Below are 18,927 nucleotides of genomic sequence, written 5' to 3'. Positions count from 1 at the left end.
TATCCTCGTCCGCATGCCGCAGACCCCCGAGGACACCCTGTCCGGTTTCGTCATCGCCGTGGACGGTCCCTCCGGGTCCGGCAAGTCGAGCGTCAGCAAGCAGGTGGCCCGGACCCTCGGCTACGGCTTCCTCGATACCGGGGCGATGTACCGCGCCCTCACCTGGTGGTGCCTCCACGAAGGTGTCGACCTCGCCGATGCCGACGCGATCATCGCTGCGGCGCAACGCTTTCCGCTGACCATCGGCACTGATCCCGACGCACCGACGGTGAAGGTCGGCGGCACCGACGTCGCCGCGGCCATCCGCGAGACCGGCATCTCGACGAACGTGTCCGCGGTCGCCGCCGTCGTCCCCGTCCGCGAGATCCTGCGGGTCCTCCAGCGCCGTCTCATCTCCGAGACCGCCTCGGCCACCGGCGGTGTCGTGGCCGAGGGACGCGACATCACGACCGTCGTCGCACCCGATGCGCCGGTGCGCATCCTGCTCACCGCCTCCGAGGAGGCCCGGCTCGCGCGACGCTCGACCGAGCTGCACGGAGCCGCGGACGCCGACGCCGTCGCTGCGACCCGCTCGCAGATCGTCGATCGCGACAAGGCGGACTCCGCCGTGTCGGAGTTCACGGTCGCCGCTGACGGCGTCACGACGATCGACACCTCGCACCTCGACTTCGAGGGCTCGGTCGACGCGGTGCTCCAGGTGGTCCGGGCAGCCCGGGCATGAGCGAGGCGGTCGCTCCCCAGCCGAACCGGGCTCGGATCGGCCGCCCGATCGGCAAGGTCATCTTCAGCACCCTCTACCGCGGCGTCGCCCTGCACCCCGAGCGGGTGCCACTCACGGGGCCCGTCATCCTCGTCGCCAACCATGCGGCGTTCCTCGACGGTCCCCTCGTCTTCGGTCTGGCGCCCCGTCCCGTGAGCTTCCTCGTCAAGCAGGAGGCGTTCTCGGGCTTCTGGGGCTGGACGATCCGCAACGTCGGCCAGATCCCCATCGACCGCTCGGTCGGCGACCGCGCGGCGCTGGCATCAGCGAGTGCCGTCCTCGAGGGCGGGGGAGCGGTCGGGATCTTCCCCGAGGGCAACCGCGGTGACGGCGAGGTCCACCAGGTCAACCACGGCGCCGCCTGGATTGCGCTGCGCACCGACGCGCAGATCGTGCCGGTCGCCGTCAGCGGGACGCGTCCCACGGGTGCGACGAAGGACGACTGGCCGTCCTTCCGCTCGCGTCTGCTCGTCGACTTCGGGGAGCCGGTCCGGCTCACCGTCGACCGGTCTGCACCCGGCCGCGACCGCCTTCGACTGGCCAGTGACCACCTGCGAGACGCCCTCGCGTCACATGTACGCCGCTCGCGGGTGGAGAATGGTCCCTCAACAGACGTTCACTGATTCGAGGACACCGTGACTGACGAGACCGCCCGCCCCATCGACGAGGGCGTTCCGATCTCGACCCCCGACCCCTCCGTCGACGACGCTGCCGTGGAGCGCGCCCTGCGCGCCGGGCTCGACGACTTCGAGCTCAGCCCTGAGGACCAGGCTCTGCTCGACGCCCAGGGGCCGGTCTCCGACGGAGGCGCGGCACAGGGGCCGCTGCCCGTCGTGGCCGTGGTCGGCCGACCCAACGTCGGCAAGTCGAGCCTCGTCAACCGCATCCTGCGGCGCCGCGAGGCCGTCGTCGAGGACGTGCCGGGTGTGACGCGTGACCGCGTCTCCTACGAGGCAGAGTGGGGCGGGCGCCGCTTCACGATCGTCGACACCGGCGGCTGGGAGGCGGACGCCACGGGCATCCACCTGCGTGTCGCCGAACAGGCCGAGATCGCGATCGACCTCGCCGACGTCGTCATGTTCGTCGTCGACGCCACCGTCGGCGCCACGGACGACGACGAGGCGGTCGTCAAGCTGCTGCGCCGCTCGGGCAAGCCGGTCGTGCTCGTGGCCAACAAGGTCGACGACCAGCGCGGCGAGGCCGACGCGGCCATGCTGTGGAGCCTCGGACTCGGCCAGCCCTACCCGGTCTCGGCCGTCCACGGCCGCGGGAGCGGCGACGCCCTCGACGCCGTGCTCGAGGTGCTGCCCGACGTGTCGGCCCACGGCGCGTACGCCCAGGGTGGCCCGCGACGGGTCGCCCTCGTCGGTCGTCCCAACGTCGGCAAGTCGAGCCTGCTCAACCGCCTCGCCGGCTCCGAGCGTGTCGTCGTCGACAACGTGGCCGGCACCACCCGGGACCCGGTCGACGAGCTCATCGAGCTCGGCGGCACCACGTGGCGCTTCGTCGACACGGCCGGCATCCGACGCCGCGTCCACCAGAGCCGCGGCGCCGACTTCTACGCGTCCCTGCGCACCCAGACGGCCCTCGAGAAGGCCGAGGTGGCCGTCGTGCTCATCGACGCCGAGGAGCCGATCGCCGAGCAGGACATCCGTGTCGTGCAGCAGGTCATCGACTCGGGACGCGCGCTCGTCATCGCGTACAACAAGTGGGACACCCTCGACGAGGAGCGCCGCTACTACCTCGAGCGCGAGATCGAGAAGGAGCTCGTCCAGGTGCCGTGGGCGCCACGGGCCAACATCTCCGCGCGCACCGGACGCCACATGGACCGCCTCGTGCCCGCCATCGAGACCGCCCTCGAGTCGTGGGACACCCGCGTCCCCACTGGCCGGCTCAACGCCTTCCTGGGCGAGATCGTGGCCGCGCACCCGCACCCGCTGCGTGGTGGCAAGCAGCCCCGCATCCTCTTCGCGACGCAGGCCTCGACGCGTCCGCCGCGCTTCGTCATCTTCGCGTCGGGCTTCATCGAGGCCGGCTACCGCCGCTTCATCGAGCGTCGCCTGCGTGAGCAGTTCGGCTTCGAGGGCACGCCGATCGAGGTCTCGGTCCGCGTCCGCGAGAAGCGCCGACGCTGACCTGCCCCTGTCCCGAAAGGGGCACCTCGCCACTCACGGGGGCCGATTGGGACCAGCGGCACCCGGTGCGCTAATGTTCCTTTCGCCCCGAGGGGCATTCGGGCTGTGGCGCAGCTTGGTAGCGCACTTGACTGGGGGTCAAGGGGTCGCAGGTTCAAATCCTGTCAGCCCGACCGAACGACGAAGGGCCGCCTTCTCCACGGAGAGGGCGGCCCTTCGTCGTCCCGCCGCCGAGACTGGTCGTCTGCGACGAGGCGGTCTGAATCCGCTTGTTGTGCAAGGTGTCCCGGTCACAACTGCAAGGTCTCCGTCGCGGCCACAAGCAACCCGCAAGGTATGCGCAACGTTGCCCGAAGTGTCCCGGAATCGTCGGAAACGCGTGTCACTGTTCCTTCAGCAGCACACCAGGAACCGTTGAAGGCACTCGAGGGAAAGGTCATGGGGGACACCATGCGCACTCAGAAGAAGTCCAGCTCCAAGAAGAAGAAGTCCGCAGCTCTCCTCGCGGCCGGTGTCATCGGTCTCGCGACCGCCGGCGGGGCGTACGCGTACTGGACGAGCCTCGGCGGCGGCACCGGCACGGCCACCACGCGGGCCGGAGCGAGCAACGTCTTCCTCGTCACCGGCGGCAGCGCCACCGCGATGTACCCCGGCGACTCGGCGCAGACGATCACCGCCACGGTCAAGAACACCGGCACCGAGACCTACAAGATCCAGGCGGTCAAGGCCTACGTCACGACGAACAAGACGAACTGCGACGGCAGCGACTACAAGCTGAACGGCGCGGTCGCGCCGGTCTCCGAGGCCACGGCTGCCTCGCTCGGCATCACTGGGGTCGACCTCGCCCCCGCCGCGACGACCACCGTCGACTACACCCTGCAGTTCAACAACAAGACGACGAACCAGGACGCCTGCCAGGGCGCCACGGTGACGATCAACTACGTCGCCAGCTGAGACCCGGAAGGGGGCGGGACGCCGCATCGACCCCGGCGCCCCGCCCCTTCCGCGTCCGTCGCACGACCGTACGAGGTGCTGGCCCGCACCGACCACGACCGGGGAGCCCCATGAAGACGCCGAAGAACGCCAGGCCCACCGCCCTGGTGCTGCTCGGCGTCTTCGTCGCGCTCCTCGTCACGGTCCACGGCATGCCCCGTGCGGCCTCAGGCACGTCGGTCCTGAGCCCCGTCATCACCTCGCGCCCGGCCGACCCGTCGTCCAGCGTGACCGCGACGTTCACCTTCTCCGCCCTGTCGGGTAGTGCATTCCGGTGCGCGCGGGACGGCGTCGCCTTCGCGGCGTGCGCGAGCCCGGTCACCTACTCCGGCCTGTCGCAAGGCAGACACACCTTCAGCGTCACGGCGGTCGTCGCGGGTACGGCGAGCACCCCGACGGCATACGCGTGGGTCGTCGACACGGTGCCCCCGCCGGCGCCCGTGCTGACGTCGACCCCGGCCGACCCCACGTCGACGGCGACGAACACCGCGAGCTGGACCTCCGCCGAGGCGGGCGTGACGTTCCGGTGCTCCCTCGAGAACGGCCCGTGGACGGTGTGCACGACGCCGTTGACGTGGGTCATCGACACCTCGAACAACGGCCGGCACCAGCTCGCGGTGCGGGCCGTGGACGCAGCGGGCAACGTCTCCGCCACCACCGCCTACGCGTTCAGCTACCAGAAGGGCCGCCCCGAGACCGACCTGCCCTTCACCGTCTCCGGCAGCGTCGGTGATCTCGTCCCGGGTGTCTGGCGACCCCTGACCGTGACGGTCTCGAACCCCAACTCCGTCGCCATCAGGGTGTCGGCGCTCACCGTCGCCGTCGCAACCGACAGCACCCCGCCCGGCTGCACCTCGGCGGCGAACCTCGACCTGCGCCAGCCCTCTGTCACGACGAGCTCCGCGCTCCTCGTCCCGTCCCGCGGCTCGGTCACCCTTCCCGCCCAGGGAATGGCGACCGCCGAGATCCGCCTGCGCAACCTGCCGACCGTCAACCAGGACGTCTGCAAGAACAAGAGCTTCGCGCTCACGTGGGCCGGGACGGCGAGCAACTGATGCCCGCCCCGACGCCCCCAAAGACGCGCGCACGCCGTGCAGCCCCGCGCCGCGGCGTGCGCGCCCTCCGTGTCACCGTCCTCATGGCGGTGCTGATGACGGTGTCCAGCACCGCGTGGGCGTACTGGACCGTCAGCGGGCGCGGCACCGGCACCGCGCCGACCGCCACGATCTCGACCCCGTCGTCCGTCACGGCAACGGCCGCCGTCGGCGCCACGACCGTCTCTGTCGCGTGGACCCCGCCGTCGGCGGGCGTGGCCCCCACGGGGTACCGCGTCGACCGCACCAACGTCACGACGTCCGCCACGGTCGCCGCCTGTGGCACGTCGCCATCGACACTCCTGACCACCACGTCCTGCAGCGACCCGTCCGTCCCGGACGGGACCTACCGCTACACCGTCGTCGCGGTGCGCTCCGGGTGGACCACGACGGGCCCCTCGAGTGGTCCCGTCACCGTCCAGGCATCGGTCGTCACCAGCACGTCGGTGAGCTCGTCCACCAACCCGTCGGTGGTCGGGCAGTCCGTGACCTACACCGCGACGGTCAGCGCGGCCTCCGGCACGCCGGCCGGGTCGGTCACCTTCCGTGACGGCGGGTCCGCCCTGACGTGCGCGGGCGGCTCCCAGACGCTCAGTGCGGGCACCGCGACGTGCACCGTCGCCGCTCCTTCAGCGGGCACCAGGTCGATCACGGCGGCGTATGCCGGGTCGGCGCCCTACTCGGGATCGTCCTCGGCCGCCGTGTCGCAGGTCGTGAACGCCGCGGCCACGACGACGACCGTCACGTCGTCGACGAACCCGTCGGTGGTGGGCGAGTCCGTGACCTACACCGCCACGGTGTCGGCGTCGGCTCCCGGCGGCGGCACCCCCGGCGGGACGGTCACCTTCAAGGACGGCGCGACGACCCTGACCTGCGCAGGGGGCATTCCGACGCTCAGCTCCGGGTCGACGACCTGTCTCGTGAGCCAGGCCTCCGCCGCCACACGCGCCATCACCGCCGTCTACTCCGGCTCGGCCGACCACCTCATGTCCACCTCGCCCACCGTCAGCCAGGTCGTGGGGGCCGCGGCCACGACGTCCACCCTGACGACCTCGGCGCCGACGGTCCGGACCGGCCAGAGCGTCACCTACACCGCGACGGTGGCCTCCACGGCTCCCGGCGGGGGAGTGCCCACCGGCGTCGTCACCTTCAAGGACGGCACGACCGTGATCGGCTGCACGTCCGGCACCCAGACCCTCAGCGCATCCGGTGTCGCCACCTGCACGACGGCCTTCGCGACCGCCGGCACCCGGTCGGTCACGGCGGCGTATGCCGGCACGGCGAACCACTCGGCGTCCACGTCCGCTTCGCTCAGCCAGGGCGTCGTCGCCGGCCAGGCGGCAGGGCTCGTCTTCTCGAACGTCACCGTCAACGGGAACCCGGCGACGCCGAGCTGCTCCGGAACCGTCGGCACCACCTTCACGTGCACGGTCGCCGGTGGCAACAACGCCGTCATCGCGGCCAACGTCGGCTTCGGCAGCAGCACGCAGGCGGCGGTCTCCTACAGCGGCTCGACGGAGACCATCAACTGGTCCTCGACCGGCAAGAACGCGGCCACGGGGAAGGTCACGGTGGCCCCGAGCGCCACGACCTCGACCACCCCGGTCTCCGCGACGAAGACCGGCTCGAACGCGGCGTCGGTAACCGTGACGTTCACGGAGTCCGGTGGGTCGACGTGGACCGCGGTGCTGACGGTCTCCTGACCGCCGGTGTCGCCGGAGGGATCAGGTGCGTCGAGTCAGCCCGTCGGCCATGGCCCGGACGGCCCTGAGCCTTCGGCGCGTGCGTCGGCGCGCGCCGGCGTAGATCCCCCGGCTTCGTGACGGCCTGCCGGGGTCGACGGTCAGCGTCCAGTAGGCAGTGGACTTCTTGACCGAGGCCGCGGTCGGCTTCCGGTAGGGCGGGTCGAGGGTGAGGTGCGGGCGTTCCCAGGCCACGTTCCGCTTGACGACCTTCGCCGGCGAGCCCGCTCCGACGACGTTGTTGGGCAAGGACCGCGTCACGACCGAGCGCATGCCGACGACGGTGCCGTCGCCGATGGTGACGCCCCCGAGGACGCAGGCGCCGAGACCGAGCCACACGTGGTTGCCGATGACGATCGACCGGGCTGCGTTGACGCGCTTGCCGGTGCGGACGTCGAAGATGGGGTGGCCGTCGTCGGCGCGGATCTGGGTGTCGGACGCGATCATGACGTCGTCACCGATCGTGATCGACGTGCCCTCCGCCGTCGACATGGCCACCGTCGTCGTCGACGACACGTTCTTGCCGATGCGCACCTGGCAGCCGTCCCCGACGCGGATCGCTGCGCGAAGTCCCGGCACGCCGTGGCTGCTGCCGATCTCCACGAGGCCGTCGTCGCAGTCGAAGTCGACGAAGAGCTGGGCGATGTTGTGCTGCGTCGCGACACGCAGGACGTTGTTGCGTCCCTTGAACTTCACACGGATGTTCTTCTCGACGGTCCCGCTGAACTCGATGCGGTTCCCCCGGTCGTCTTCGTACGCCTCGAGGGTCGTCACACGGTTCATGGCGGCGAGCCTAGTGGTTGCTGAGAACTGGTTGAAAGCCCCACGAGTGCCCGCTGACACGATGCGCGAGGTGACCTGCGCAGATGCCCGTCGCGGGCGGTGCCGGTCCATTCTGTGACGGCACGAACCGCTCAGAAGTAGGACATCCTCGCGCGCGCCTCGGCCCGCGTCGAGGGCGGCGGCGGCCCGCTCGCAGCCCGGACGAGGTCAGCAGCGGTGGGGCCCTGCCGCTCCGGCTCGTCGACCGTGAGCGCCTGACCAGGGCTGCGTCCGTCGCCGTCCACCGGTGCCGGCGTCCGCGCCGCGCCGACGGTGAGGGCCGCGACCGCCGTCGTGACGGGTACGGCGAGCACGAGACCGATCGCGCTGGCGAGCGTGCGCAGGATCTCCTCCGACAGCGACTCCGTCTGGAGCATCTCGAGCACCGGACGCTCGTAGAGGAAGAGGAGGAGGAGCACCGGGAGCGCGGCACCGGCATACGCGAAGACGATCGTGTAGATCGTCGAGGCGATGTGGTCGCGACCGATGCGCATGCCCGACTGGAAGAGCGCCCGTCTCCCCATCGAGGGGGCAGCCGCACGCAGCTCCCACACCGCCGAGGACTGTGTGATCGTCACGTCGTTGAGGACGCCCAGACCGGCCACGATGATCGCGCACGTCAGCAGCTCGCGCGGGTTCATCGTCGTGACGAAGGAGGCCAGGGTGGCACCCTCGTCGTTGGCGACCCCGCTCAGGCGTGCCAGGTCGACGGCGAGCAGACCCAGACCCGCCGTGATCGCGACGCCGAAGAGCGTGCCGGCGAGAGCCGTGCTCGTGCGCACCGAGAGCCCGTGGGCGAGGTAGAGGACGACGAACATGATCGCCGAGGAGCCGATGAGGGCCACGAGCAGCCCGGACTGGCCCTCGAGGAGGGCCGGCAGCATGAACCTGACGACGACGAAGCCGCCGAAGACGAGGCCAACCAGGGCCAGGATCCCGCGCCATCGGGCGACGACCGCCACGACGAGGAGGAAGAGCGCGAGCATGAGCGACAGGGGAGCGCCGCGCTGCACCTGCAGGAAGGAGTACGTCTCGCGCTGGGTGTGCTGGGGCGGGGTCCGCAACAGCATGACGGTGTCGCCCTCGCGCAGGCCCGACGTCGAAACGGCGGGAGGCACGGAGACGGACACGACCGGACGCACGTCGCCGGACGTCGCGGTGGGTTGCGTGAGCTGCACCGTGATCGCGCCGCAGGTCGGGCTCCCGCCGACGACGTCACCACTCTGGCCGGCGGCGGGGGCGGCCCCGGTGCCGGCCTCGGCGCCCTCGCAGACCGGGAGGACCCGCTGGACCGCAACGGGGAAGGTCACCCCGGGAGCCGCGAAGTCGGACGTGCCGACCCGGTCGGCCGCCTGCGACTCCTCGGGCCAGTAGCGCACGAGACCGAAGATCGTGGCCGCGGCGGCGAGCGCGATCAGGAGGGTGAGGCCGAGCCGTGCCAGCGTGCTGACGGCGACGGTGCCGGACGCTGCACGGGCTGCGTGGGCATGGCTGTGCGAGTGTCCGCCGGGCATGGGGCCGAGTGTGCCAGAGCAGACCGGCGAGCACGGACTGCGGCACCGCGCTCGGCGTGCACCCCTCGGACTCAGCGGTCGCTCGACGAGGGGTCGTGTCCTGATCGATGCCATGGACGCACTCGACCACTGCGGACGCCCGTTAGGCTTGCCGCCGTGGAGGTCGAGAAAGCGGGGGAGCGCGAGCACGTCGTGACGGAGCGCCTGCTGACGATCCCCAACGTGCTGTCGGTGCTTCGGCTTCTCGGCGTGCCCGTCTTCCTCTGGGCGATCGTCTCGGAGCGCGACGGGCTCGCCTTCCTGCTGCTGCTGTTCTCGGGCGTCACCGACTACCTCGACGGCAAGATCGCTCGCCGGTTCAACATGGAGAGCCGCCTGGGCCAGTTCCTCGACCCCGTCGCCGACCGGCTCTACATCCTCACGACCCTCGTCGGGCTCCTGTGGCGCCAGATCATCCCGGTCTGGCTCGTCGTCGTGCTCCTCGCCCGCGAGGCCGTCATGGCCCTGATGCTGCTCTACCTGCGCAGCAAGGGACAGCTCGGCCTGCCCGTTCACTTCGTCGGCAAGGCCGCGACCTTCAATCTGCTCTACGCCTTCCCCCTGCTGCTCCTCGCGCACCGGGACGACTGGCTCGGTGACCTCGTCCGCCCCATCGGCTGGGGCTTCGCGTGGTGGGGCGTCGCCCTCTACTGGCTCGCCGCCGTGCTGTACGCCATCCACGCGCGCCTCGTGCTGGCGCAGCGTCCTCGGGTGGTGACCCCATGAGCCCCGAGCGGCGTCCGGACGAGTCGATGACGCTGCTGACCACGATGATGGAGCGGCCGCTCGACGCGGGCTACCAGGAGGCCGCCGACCGACGGGTCGCGGCCGGGCTGCCCGGAGCCACCTCCACGCGCACCGTCCTCGTCGTCGTCCTGGCCATCCTCACCGGCTTCCTCTTCGCCGTGGCGGCGCAGTCGCTCCGGCCGAAGCCGACCGCTGCCGCCGCCGTGAAGAAGGAGCTCGTCACCCGCATCGAGGCGCTGCAGAAGCACGGGACCGACCAGGAGGCGAAGGTGGCGGCCCTCGGCAAGCAGGTGCGTGACTACGAGGCCCTCGCCCTACAGCAGTCGGGCGGCACCGACCTCACGAGCACCATCAAGGACCTCGAGGTCCAGGCCGGCGCCGTGCCCCTCACCGGGCCCGGGCTGACGTTGACCCTCGACGACGCCGCCTCGACCGACGCCGGCGCCGACGCAGGGAGCCGCCCGAGCAGCGGGTTCGAGGAGGGCCGGGTGACCTCCGGCGACCTGCAGATCATCGTCAACGGCCTCTGGGGGGCCGGAGCCGAGGCCATCTCCATCAACGGGCACCGGCTCAGCTCCACCGCCGCCATCCGGTTCGCGGGGCAGGCGATCATCGTCGACTTCCGACCGTTGTCACGTCCCTACGTGATCACCGCCCTCGGCGACTCCCAAGGCATGCAGCAGCTCTTCGAGCCCTCGTTCGCGGGGCTCTACCTCTCGCAGCTGACCGACCAGTACAAGATCCGGTCGATCATGGCCGGGAGCGACTCCCTGAGCGTCCCCGGGGACTCGGCCGTGCGGCTCGAGGTCGCGGAACCCGTCGGTCCGCCCGTAGGCTCGACCGGGCCGGGCACCACGACGCTGCAGCAGGGCACGACCACCCCGAAGCGGAGCGCGGGTGCGGGTGTGGCCCCGACCGGCACGAGCACGTCGACGGCGCGCTCGCCCTCGGACACCCCGAGCGGCACCACCGACTCCGGCACCGGTAGCCCGGCGTCACGGACCAGTGAGGAGAACCCTTCGTGATCCCAGTTCTCGGCCTTCTGGCCGGACTCGCGGTGGGGCTCTTCCTCGATCCCTCGGTGCCCGTGTGGCTCCAGCCCTACCTCCCGATCGCGGTCATCGCCGCTCTCGACGCGGTCTTCGGCGCCCTCCGCGCGATCCTCGACGGCATCTTCAACGACAAGGTCTTCGTCGTCTCCTTCCTGTCCAACGTCGTCGTCGCCGCGTTCATCGTCTTCCTCGGCGACCAGCTCGGCGTCGGCTCGCAGCTCTCGACCGGTGTCGTCGTCGTCCTCGGCGTGCGGATCTTCTCCAACGTGGCCTCGATCCGCCGGCACCTGTTCAAGGCCTGAGCATGGGCAAGCGCAAGAAGGGTCGTCCCGCACCCGCTCCCGTCGACCGACCGGAGGCGCCCGTCGACGCAGCCGAGGGGGAGGCCCCCCACACCGAGACGGCACCGGAGACGGCACCGGAGACGTCGCCGGAGGCGGTTCCTGAGTCGACTCCTGAGTCGACTCCTGAGTCGACTCCTGAGTCGACTCCAGGGACGCCGACCGAGCCGACTCCTGAGCCGATTCCCCAGACGTCGACCGAGACATCGACCGAGACATCGACCGAGACATCGACCGAGACATCGACCGAGACCCCGATCGAGTCGTCCGGCGAAGCCGTGGACCCGTCGCTGGAGCCGTCGGCGCAGCCAGCCATGGCCCCCGTGCCCGACACCGGTGCCGGCGAGTCACCGTCGGCCGACGCACCGTCGGCCGGGGCGCCGGCGCCCGAGATCAGAGCGTCCGCCGCGCCCGAGACCGGGACGAGCCGGGTGCCGGTCGAGGGTCAAGCCGCCTGGACGCGCCTGCTCAAGATGAGCCGACCGCGCGCCACCCGGGCCAACCTGCTGGCGGCCCTGCTCGCCGTGCTCCTCGGCGCCGGCATCGCGGCCCAGGTGCAGCTGACCAACCAGCGCGGGCTCGACGAGCTGAGCCAGCCCGATCTCGTCCGGGTGCTCGACGACATCTCGCTGCGCTCGTCCCGCCTCGACCAGCAGGTGCGCGAGCTCGAGTCCACCCGCGACCGGCTCAAGAACGGCACGGGCACCGCGGCCGAGGCCCTCGAGCAGGCTCAGAAGCGCGTCGACACCCTCGGCATCCTCGCCGGCACCCTCGCGGCCAAGGGCCCCGGCATCACCCTGCGCATCAACGACCCGACCAATGCCGTGACGGGACCGATCGTCCTCGACATCATCCAGGAGCTCCGTGACGCAGGGGCCGAGTCGATCGACGTCGGCGGTGTCCGCGTCGTCGCCTCGTCGTTCGTCGGCGACCGGGACGGTGAGATCCTCGTCGACGGGGTCCAGGTGACCCGGCCTCTCGTCATCAAGGTGATCGGCGACTCGAAGACCCTCTCGTCGGCGATGACGATCCCCGGCGGCATCGTCGAGTCCGTGCGGCAGAAGGGCGCCGAGGCCAGCGTCACCGAGTCGAACCTCGTCGAGATCACCTCGCTGCACCGACCGACCCAGATGACCCACGCGAAGCCGGTCGAGTGACGGCAACGGTGTGCCGGCGGCGGCTCGTGACCAACCGGTGCGGCACTCAGTGGGGCCCACTTCCTGCGCTCGTCGCGCGGGCATGGCATCCTCTCAGGTGCCACCGCATCGCCGGCGACACCAGCGCCCAGCAGCACGCGCATCCACCACGACCCCGACCGGGGTCGTCCACTGACGAAGGAGCGACATGAGCGACCTGGACTACCCCTCCGACCTGCGCTACACCAGCGACCATGAGTGGGTCCGCGTCGGCGACGACGGAGTGGTCCGCATCGGCATCACGTCCTTCGCCCAGGACGCGCTGGGCGACGTCGTCTACGTCTCCCTCCCAGCCGTCGGCGACACCGTGACGCCCGGAGACTCGTGCGGCGAGGTCGAGTCGACGAAGTCGGTCAGCGACGTCTACGCCCCCCTCGAGGGAGAGGTGACGGCCACCAACGCCGCCCTGGACGCCTCGCCCGAGCTGATCAACTCCGACCCCTACGGTGAGGGCTGGATGTTCGAGCTGCGCCTGGCCGACGCGTCTGCCGTCGAGGGCCTCATGGACGCCGCGACCTACACCGCGTCGCTGTCCTGACGCCCGACGCCACCCTGTCCACCGGGTTGCCGGGCAGGCCCCGACCCGCCCGGGTCAACTAGAGTGGATGGACCCGAATCCGCCCGCAACACAGAGGAGGACCGCATGTCGAGCGACCTGCCCGACCCCGACGACATGAACGCCGAACCCCGCACCATGCGGTTCCAAGGCGTGCCGTCGCTCGACAGCGACCACGTCGACACGCTCGACGCCCGGGGCCTCACGGCCGAGGACCAGGCCACCATCGAGGCGCTGCGACCCGGGACCGCCCTGCTCGTCGTGCTCCGCGGTCCCAACACGGGGGCCCGCTTCCTGCTCGACGACCAGGAGGTGGCCGCCGGCCGACACCCCGACTCCGACATCTTCCTCGACGACGTCACCGTGTCGCGCAAGCACGCGGCGTTCGTCGCCCAGGGTGGCGGCTACGTCGTGCGCGACGCGGGCTCGCTCAACGGCACCTACGTCAACCGCGAGCGGATCGACGAGGCGCCCCTGCACCAAGGTGACGAGGTCCAGATCGGCAAGTTCCGCCTCGTCTACTACTCGTCCGGAGCGCCCCAGCAACCACCCGCATGACCGCAGCCACGGTGGCCGGTGACGGGGGAGTGCCGGCACCCCACCGTCTGACGATCGGCAAGGTGCTGTCGGCCCTCTCCGAGGACTTTCCCGACGTCAGCGCGTCGAAGATCCGCTTCCTCGAGGCCGAGGGTCTGGTGACACCGCACCGCACAGCCTCCGGCTACCGCACCTACACCGACGACGACGTGAGTCGGCTGCACTACGTCCTGACCGCGCAGCGGGACCGCTACTGGCCGCTCAAGGTCATCCGGGAAGCGCTCGACGCGCTCGACCGTGGTCTGTCGGATCCCGGAGTTGAGTCGGCTGGTCGGCCCCGGCCGCCGGCGCCCTCGGCCGACCCCGAGGTCCCGACCCCGCACGACCTCGCAGCCCGACGTGACGTGTCGCTCACCGGCCCGGAGCTGCGTGAGGCGACCGGCATCGACCGCGACACGATGCTCGCCCTCGAGACGTACGGTCTGCTCCAGCCTGACGAGAAGGGCCACTTCGGCCACGACGCGCTGGCGATCGCCGCCGCCGCCCGGACCCTCGCCGGACACGGCCTCGAGGCGCGTCACCTGCGTCCGTTCCGCACCGCCGCCGACCGCGAGATCGGGCTCGTCGACCAGGTTCTGGCGACGCGTTCCGGCAGCGGCACGCGGGAGCAACGGGCGGCCGAGATCGCCTCTGCCTGCATCGCGTTGCACGTCGCGCTGGTCCGCTCCGGCCTGTCCCGCTGAGGCCCGTCCCCACCGTCCACGCGCGGGGGTACGGTGGAGGAGTGAGAGAGGTCGATGTCCTGGGCGTTCGCGTCGAGATGCCCACGAACCAGCCGATCGTCCTGCTGCGTGAGCGGGACGGTGGGCGCTACCTGCCGATCTGGATCGGTGCGGCCGAGGCCGCTGCGATCACCTACGCCCAGCAGGGCGTCGTGCCGCCGCGACCGCTGACCCACGACCTCATGCGCGACGTCCTCTCGGTGCTCGGTCACGAGCTGACCGAGGTCCGGATCGTGGCCCTCAAGGACTCCGTCTTCCACGCGGCGCTCATCATCGACGGCAAGGCCGAGGTCAGCTCGCGAGCGAGCGACGCCATCGCCCTCGCCCTGCGCACCGGCGCCAAGGTGCTCGTCGAACCGGGCATCCTCGACGAGGCGGCCATCGTCGTCTCCTCCGAGGAGGACGACGAGGTCGAACGCTTCAAGGAGTTCCTCGACCACGTCTCCGCCGAGGACTTCGAGGGCCCCGCGCCCGAGGCCGAACCGGGTGACCGTCCCGACGTGCCCGACCGTCCGGACTGACCTGACTGACCTGACTGACCCAACCGACCTGACCGACCTGACCGACCGTCGCGACCGGATCGGCCTTCACCGAACACTCCAGACCTTCACCTTCACGTATTACCTGAAGGTTCGTCCGGCATCTCGACACGCCGTCGGCTCGGGCCCGTGGTCATTGACCGAACGGGGGTCGCGGCCTACCGTCAGGAGAACGACGTGACTGTAGTTATCCGGATGTCGTCTGCGCGCACGCACCCCCGCGGCCCGCAGCCTGAGCAGGAGGAGGACGGCATGGCCGCCATCGAGGACGCGCACGACGCCGGTCGGGTCATGCCCGCCGGGTCCCAGGGCCTGCTGTTCACCGACGACCTGCCCGAGCTGTCCGAGGACACCGGCTACCGCGGTCCGACCGCGTGCAAGGCCGCCGGCATCACCTACCGACAGCTCGACTACTGGGCGCGCACGGGCCTCGTCGAGCCGTCCGTCCGCAGCGCGACCGGTTCGGGCACGCAGCGCCTCTACGGCTTCCGCGACATCCTCGTGCTCAAGGTGGTCAAGCGCCTGCTCGACACCGGCGTCTCCCTCCAGCAGATCCGCGTCGCCATCAGCCACCTGCGCGAGCGTGGCGTCGAGGACCTCGCGCAGATCACCTTGATGAGCGACGGCGCCTCCGTCTACGAGTGCACGTCCGCCGACGAGGTCATCGACCTCGTGCAGGGTGGTCAGGGCGTCTTCGGGATCGCCGTGGGTCGGGTGTGGCGCGAGGTCGAGGGCGAGCTCGCGCTGCTGCCGAGCGAGCGTGCCGACGAGGACGTGCCGGCCGACCACCCCGACGACGAGCTCAACGCGCGCCGTCAGGCCCGCCGACTGGCCTGACCGACCAGCTCACCACACCCCTCAAGCACGACCCTTCGACACGGCCCGACCGGACTCTCCGGCCGGGTCCTGTCCGTGCCGGGACCACGGCCGCCTGCTGGTAGATTCGGGGGTGCCGATCGACCCTGCGTGGGAGAGTCCTCGGGGTGCGCAGCACCTGCGAGGCGCCGAAGGGGCAACATCCCCGGAACCTCTCAGGCGCCAGGACCACGCGGGCGAGGCAACTCTGGAGGCACTCCACGGTGCTCGACAGACGGGGAGCGTGTGTCGTCCGCTCGAACCCGTCAGGAGCCCGCATGTCGATCGACCAGCTCGTGCCCGTCACCACCGGAACGTCCACCGAGACGGTGATGGCCGACTTCGTCAGCCGTCACGTCGGCCCAGCCGGCGACGACGTGCGCCACATGCTCGAGGTCGTCGGCCAGCCGAGCCTCGACGCGATGTGCGATCGAGCCATCCCCGGGGCCATCCGGTCCGAGTCGCCCCTGCGCATCCAAGCGGCCGCCAGTGAGAGCGCCGTCATCGAGGAGCTGCGCGGGTTCGCCTCTCGCAACACCGTCCTCACCTCGCTCATCGGCCTGGGCTACTACGGCACCGTGACCCCGCCGGTCGTGCGCCGCAACGTGCTCGAGAACCCTGCCTGGTACACCGCGTACACGCCGTACCAGCCCGAGATCTCCCAGGGCCGGCTCGAGGCCTTGCTCAACTTCCAGACGGTCGTCACCGACCTGACCGGCCTCGACGTGGCGGGGTCCTCGCTCCTCGACGAGTCGACCGCCGCCGCCGAGGCGATGTCGCTCATGCGTCGGGCGAGCAAGGCTCCCGCCGACGCCGTCGTGCTCGTCGACGAGCGGCTCTTCCCGCAGACCATCGCCGTGATGCGCACCCGCGCCGAGGCGCTCGGGCTGCCCCTCGCCGTGGCCGACCTCCGGGCCGTCACGGACGGCGACTCCCTCTCCGCAGCAGCGGGCGGTCGCGCCGTCGTGGGGGCGATGGTGCAGTACCCCGACGCGACCGGCGAGCTCGTCGACTGGGCACCGCTGACCTCCGCCGTCCACGCGTCCAAGGGCCTCGTCACCGCCTGCGCCGACCTGCTGGCCCTGACCCTGGCCAGCGCGCCGGGGGAGTGGGGCGCCGACATCGCCGTCGGCAGTGCCCAGCGCTTCGGCGTCCCGATGGGCTTCGGCGGCCCGCACGCCGGCTACATGGCCGTCCACCGCGGTCTCGAGCGCCAGATCCCCGGCCGACTCGTCGGCGTCTCCGTCGACGCCGAGGGGCACCAGGCCTACCGCCTCGCCCTCCAGACGCGCGAGCAGCACATCCGTCGCGAGAAGGCGACGTCCAACATCTGCACCGCCCAGGTGCTCCTCGCCGTCATGGCGAGCATGTATGCCGTGTGGCACGGTCCCGCGGGCCTCCTTGCCATCGCGCAGCGCGTCGGCGGTCTCACGGCCGCGCTGCGTGGCGCCCTCGTCGACGGCGGCCTCGACGTCGAGACGGCGGCGTTCTTCGACACGCTGACGGTCGTGCTGCCTGGTCGAGCCGCCGAGGTCACGACGGCCTTCGCCGACCGGGGCATCAACGTCTGGCGTGTCGACGCCGACCGCGTGTCGCTGAGCCTCGACGAGACGTCCACGCCCGCAACGGTGCTCGCGGTCCTCGAGGCATTCGGTGTGACGCCGTCGGACGACGTCACCGCCGGCGTGAGCGCGATCGGGGCGCACGGCATACCCGAGGCGCTGAGGCGCACGTCCGAGTTCCTGACTCACCCGGTCTTCCACGCGCACCACTCCGAGACGGCGATGCTGCGCTACCTGCGCCGCCTGTCCGACCGCGACTTCGCCCTCGACCGAGGCATGATCCCGCTCGGGTCGTGCACGATGAAGCTCAACGCCACCACCGAGATGGAGGCGGTGACCTGGCCGGAGTTCGCCAACCTGCACCCCTTCGCCCCGGCCGAGCAGACGGTCGGCATCCGCGCCCTCATCGACGACCTGTCGTCGTGGCTGTGCGAGATCACCGGCTACGACGCGGTGTCGCTCCAGCCCAACGCCGGCTCGCAGGGCGAGTTCGCGGGGCTGCTCGCGATCCACGCGTACCACCAGGCCAGGGGGGAGGGACACCGCCGCGTCTGCCTCATCCCGGCCAGCGCGCACGGCACCAACGCGGCGTCGGCCGTCATGGCGGGCCTCAAGGTCGTCGTCGTCAAGACCGCTGCAGGCGGCACCGTCGACATGGACGACCTGCGCGCCAAGGTCGAGGCGCACCGCGACGACCTCGCCGCGATCATGGTGACCTACCCGTCGACGCACGGTGTCTACGAGGACACCATCACCGAGCTGTGCGAGCTGGTCCACGAGGCCGGCGGCCAGGTCTACGTCGACGGCGCCAACCTCAACGCCCTCGTGGGCCTCGCCCAGCCCGGCGCGTTCGGCGCCGACGTCAGCCACCTCAACCTGCACAAGACCTTCTGCATCCCGCACGGTGGCGGCGGCCCCGGAGTCGGCCCCGTGGCGGTGCGCGCGCACCTCGCCCCGCACCTGCCCAACCACCCCCTCGCGCCCGAGGCCGGTCCCGAGTCCGGGGTCGGTCCCGTCTCCGCCGCCCCCTACGGCTCGGCGAGCATCCTGCCGATCTCGTGGGCCTACGTCCGGCTCATGGGCGGCGAGGGCCTGCGGCACGCCACCCAGATGGCGGTCCTCGGCGCCAACTACATCGCCGCCCGGCTGCGCGAGCACTACCCGGTGCTGTACTCCGGTCACGACGACCTCGTCGCGCACGAGTGCATCCTCGACGTCCGCCAGATCACGTCCGAGACGGGCGTCACGGTCGACGACATCGCCAAGCGCCTCGTCGACTACGGCTTCCACGCGCCGACGATGAGCTTCCCCGTCGCAGGCACGCTCATGGTCGAGCCCACCGAGTCCGAGAACCTCTACGAGCTCGACCGCTTCTGCGACGCGATGATCGCGATCCGCGGTGAGATCGAGGCGATCCGAGCCGGTGAGGTCGCCGTCGGCGACAGCATGCTGCGCCACGCGCCGCACACGGCTCTCAACGTCGCGGGGGAGTGGGACCACCCCTACGAGCGGACCGAGGCCGCCTTCCCCGTCGGCATCAACGCCGCCGACAAGTACTGGCCGCCGGTCAGCCGCATCGACGGCGCATACGGCGACCGCAACCTCGTCTGCTCGTGTCCGCCGCCGGAGGCCTTCGAGGGCTGACGGCCCTTCACGACACC

18 protein-coding genes, 1 tRNA gene and 1 riboswitch are annotated in these 18,927 nt (G+C 71.1%); of the genes, 17 read left to right on the top strand and 2 right to left on the bottom strand.

Translation table 11 applies throughout. The features are described 5' to 3' along the window. Window positions 1–13 precede the first annotated feature (13 nt). The 7 genes from cmk (at window position 14) to NR112_RS17570 (ending at window position 6,685) form a co-directional block, all read left to right on the top strand. Window positions 14–721: a (d)CMP kinase gene (gene cmk / locus NR112_RS17600; protein WP_256795589.1), complete on the top strand. Its 708-nt coding sequence runs from the start codon at window positions 14–16 to the stop codon at window positions 719–721. Further along, window positions 718–1,383 (top strand): 1-acyl-sn-glycerol-3-phosphate acyltransferase, encoded by a 666-nt coding sequence (locus NR112_RS17595; protein ID WP_256795588.1) that lies wholly within the window; start codon window positions 718–720, stop codon window positions 1,381–1,383. The genes cmk and NR112_RS17595 overlap by 4 nt, the downstream gene beginning before the upstream one ends. A gap of 12 nt (window positions 1,384–1,395) precedes the next feature. Continuing rightward, window positions 1,396–2,895 (top strand): ribosome biogenesis GTPase Der, encoded by a 1,500-nt coding sequence (gene der, locus NR112_RS17590; protein ID WP_020144286.1) that lies wholly within the window; start codon window positions 1,396–1,398, stop codon window positions 2,893–2,895. Window positions 2,896–2,994: 99 nt separating this feature from the next. Next, a tRNA-Pro gene (locus NR112_RS17585) sits at window positions 2,995–3,068 on the top strand. Between the two features lie 277 nt (window positions 3,069–3,345). Beyond that, a complete protein-coding gene (locus NR112_RS17580) occupies window positions 3,346–3,849 on the top strand; it encodes a hypothetical protein (RefSeq protein WP_256795587.1) in 504 nt (167 codons plus the stop codon). Between the two features lie 110 nt (window positions 3,850–3,959). Beyond that, a complete protein-coding gene (locus tag NR112_RS17575) occupies window positions 3,960–4,943 on the top strand; it encodes a hypothetical protein (protein ID WP_256795586.1) in 984 nt (327 codons plus the stop codon). A gap of 95 nt (window positions 4,944–5,038) precedes the next feature. Continuing rightward, on the top strand, window positions 5,039–6,685 hold the full coding sequence (locus tag NR112_RS17570; RefSeq protein ID WP_256795585.1) for an Ig-like domain-containing protein: 1,647 nt from the start codon (window positions 5,039–5,041) through the stop codon (window positions 6,683–6,685). 21 nt (window positions 6,686–6,706) lie between these two features. Here NR112_RS17570 and NR112_RS17565 read toward each other — a convergent pair whose 3' ends face one another. Continuing rightward, entirely contained in the window at window positions 6,707–7,507 is an 801-nt protein-coding gene (locus NR112_RS17565; protein WP_306217366.1) for an acyltransferase, read from the bottom strand. Between the two features lie 131 nt (window positions 7,508–7,638). Continuing rightward, window positions 7,639–9,060: a YibE/F family protein gene (locus tag NR112_RS17560; RefSeq protein ID WP_256795584.1), complete on the bottom strand. Its 1,422-nt coding sequence runs from the start codon at window positions 9,058–9,060 to the stop codon at window positions 7,639–7,641. Window positions 9,061–9,216: 156 nt separating this feature from the next. Between NR112_RS17560 and NR112_RS17555 the strand changes: the two genes are divergently transcribed. From NR112_RS17555 to gcvP, 10 genes are all read left to right on the top strand, one after another. After that, the gene (locus tag NR112_RS17555) at window positions 9,217–9,825 is read left to right on the top strand and encodes a CDP-alcohol phosphatidyltransferase family protein (RefSeq protein ID WP_256795583.1); all 609 of its coding nucleotides are present in this window, start codon (window positions 9,217–9,219) and stop codon (window positions 9,823–9,825) included. After that, complete coding sequence (locus tag NR112_RS17550; protein ID WP_256795582.1) at window positions 9,822–10,871, top strand: DUF881 domain-containing protein; 1,050 nt, start codon at window positions 9,822–9,824, stop codon at window positions 10,869–10,871. The genes NR112_RS17555 and NR112_RS17550 overlap by 4 nt, the downstream gene beginning before the upstream one ends. Then, window positions 10,868–11,200, top strand: coding sequence for a small basic family protein (locus tag NR112_RS17545; protein WP_256795581.1), 333 nt, complete (start codon window positions 10,868–10,870; stop codon window positions 11,198–11,200). Before NR112_RS17550 ends, NR112_RS17545 begins: the two co-directional genes overlap by 4 nt. Window positions 11,201–11,553: 353 nt before the next feature. Beyond that, on the top strand, window positions 11,554–12,396 hold the full coding sequence (locus NR112_RS17540; protein ID WP_256795580.1) for a DUF881 domain-containing protein: 843 nt from the start codon (window positions 11,554–11,556) through the stop codon (window positions 12,394–12,396). 187 nt (window positions 12,397–12,583) lie between these two features. Continuing rightward, window positions 12,584–12,973 carry a glycine cleavage system protein GcvH gene (gene gcvH / locus NR112_RS17535; RefSeq protein ID WP_020144276.1) on the top strand — a complete coding sequence of 130 codons (390 nt, stop codon included), beginning with the start codon at window positions 12,584–12,586 and terminating at the stop codon, window positions 12,971–12,973. Between the two features lie 105 nt (window positions 12,974–13,078). Next, complete coding sequence (locus NR112_RS17530; RefSeq protein ID WP_256795579.1) at window positions 13,079–13,549, top strand: FHA domain-containing protein; 471 nt, start codon at window positions 13,079–13,081, stop codon at window positions 13,547–13,549. Continuing rightward, entirely contained in the window at window positions 13,546–14,271 is a 726-nt protein-coding gene (locus NR112_RS17525; protein WP_256795578.1) for a MerR family transcriptional regulator, read from the top strand. Before NR112_RS17530 ends, NR112_RS17525 begins: the two co-directional genes overlap by 4 nt. Window positions 14,272–14,312: 41 nt before the next feature. Further along, window positions 14,313–14,831 (top strand): bifunctional nuclease family protein, encoded by a 519-nt coding sequence (locus NR112_RS17520; protein WP_056756718.1) that lies wholly within the window; start codon window positions 14,313–14,315, stop codon window positions 14,829–14,831. A 270-nt stretch (window positions 14,832–15,101) separates the two neighbouring features. Continuing rightward, window positions 15,102–15,686, top strand: coding sequence for a MerR family transcriptional regulator (locus NR112_RS17515; protein WP_256795659.1), 585 nt, complete (start codon window positions 15,102–15,104; stop codon window positions 15,684–15,686). A 120-nt stretch (window positions 15,687–15,806) separates the two neighbouring features. Then, window positions 15,807–15,906: riboswitch (glycine riboswitch) on the top strand. Window positions 15,907–15,982: 76 nt separating this feature from the next. Then, window positions 15,983–18,910, top strand: coding sequence for an aminomethyl-transferring glycine dehydrogenase (gcvP, locus tag NR112_RS17510; RefSeq protein WP_256795577.1), 2,928 nt, complete (start codon window positions 15,983–15,985; stop codon window positions 18,908–18,910). Window positions 18,911–18,927: the final 17 nt, after the last annotated feature.

The sequence above is a fragment of the Terrabacter sp. Ter38 genome (assembly GCF_024519435.1).
GTDB lineage: Bacteria > Actinomycetota > Actinomycetes > Actinomycetales > Dermatophilaceae > Terrabacter.
Note: the sequence above shows the minus strand (reverse complement) of the source record. Positions and strands in the feature narration are given on the sequence as shown.

Coding starts and splice junctions, on each gene's coding strand:
- NR112_RS17575 (WP_256795586.1), top strand. CDS start 3,960: ATGAAGACGCCGAAGAACGCCAGGCCCACCGCCCTGGTGCTGCTCGGC.
- cmk (WP_256795589.1), top strand. CDS start 14: ATGCCGCAGACCCCCGAGGACACCCTGTCCGGTTTCGTCATCGCCGTG.
- NR112_RS17550 (WP_256795582.1), top strand. CDS start 9,822: ATGAGCCCCGAGCGGCGTCCGGACGAGTCGATGACGCTGCTGACCACG.
- NR112_RS17580 (WP_256795587.1), top strand. CDS start 3,346: ATGCGCACTCAGAAGAAGTCCAGCTCCAAGAAGAAGAAGTCCGCAGCT.
- NR112_RS17525 (WP_256795578.1), top strand. CDS start 13,546: ATGACCGCAGCCACGGTGGCCGGTGACGGGGGAGTGCCGGCACCCCAC.
- NR112_RS17540 (WP_256795580.1), top strand. CDS start 11,554: ATGGCCCCCGTGCCCGACACCGGTGCCGGCGAGTCACCGTCGGCCGAC.
- gcvH (WP_020144276.1), top strand. CDS start 12,584: ATGAGCGACCTGGACTACCCCTCCGACCTGCGCTACACCAGCGACCAT.
- gcvP (WP_256795577.1), top strand. CDS start 15,983: ATGTCGATCGACCAGCTCGTGCCCGTCACCACCGGAACGTCCACCGAG.
- NR112_RS17570 (WP_256795585.1), top strand. CDS start 5,039: ATGACGGTGTCCAGCACCGCGTGGGCGTACTGGACCGTCAGCGGGCGC.
- NR112_RS17515 (WP_256795659.1), top strand. CDS start 15,102: ATGGCCGCCATCGAGGACGCGCACGACGCCGGTCGGGTCATGCCCGCC.
- NR112_RS17560 (WP_256795584.1), bottom strand. CDS start 9,060: ATGCCCGGCGGACACTCGCACAGCCATGCCCACGCAGCCCGTGCAGCG.
- NR112_RS17565 (WP_306217366.1), bottom strand. CDS start 7,507: ATGAACCGTGTGACGACCCTCGAGGCGTACGAAGACGACCGGGGGAAC.
- NR112_RS17530 (WP_256795579.1), top strand. CDS start 13,079: ATGTCGAGCGACCTGCCCGACCCCGACGACATGAACGCCGAACCCCGC.
- NR112_RS17595 (WP_256795588.1), top strand. CDS start 718: ATGAGCGAGGCGGTCGCTCCCCAGCCGAACCGGGCTCGGATCGGCCGC.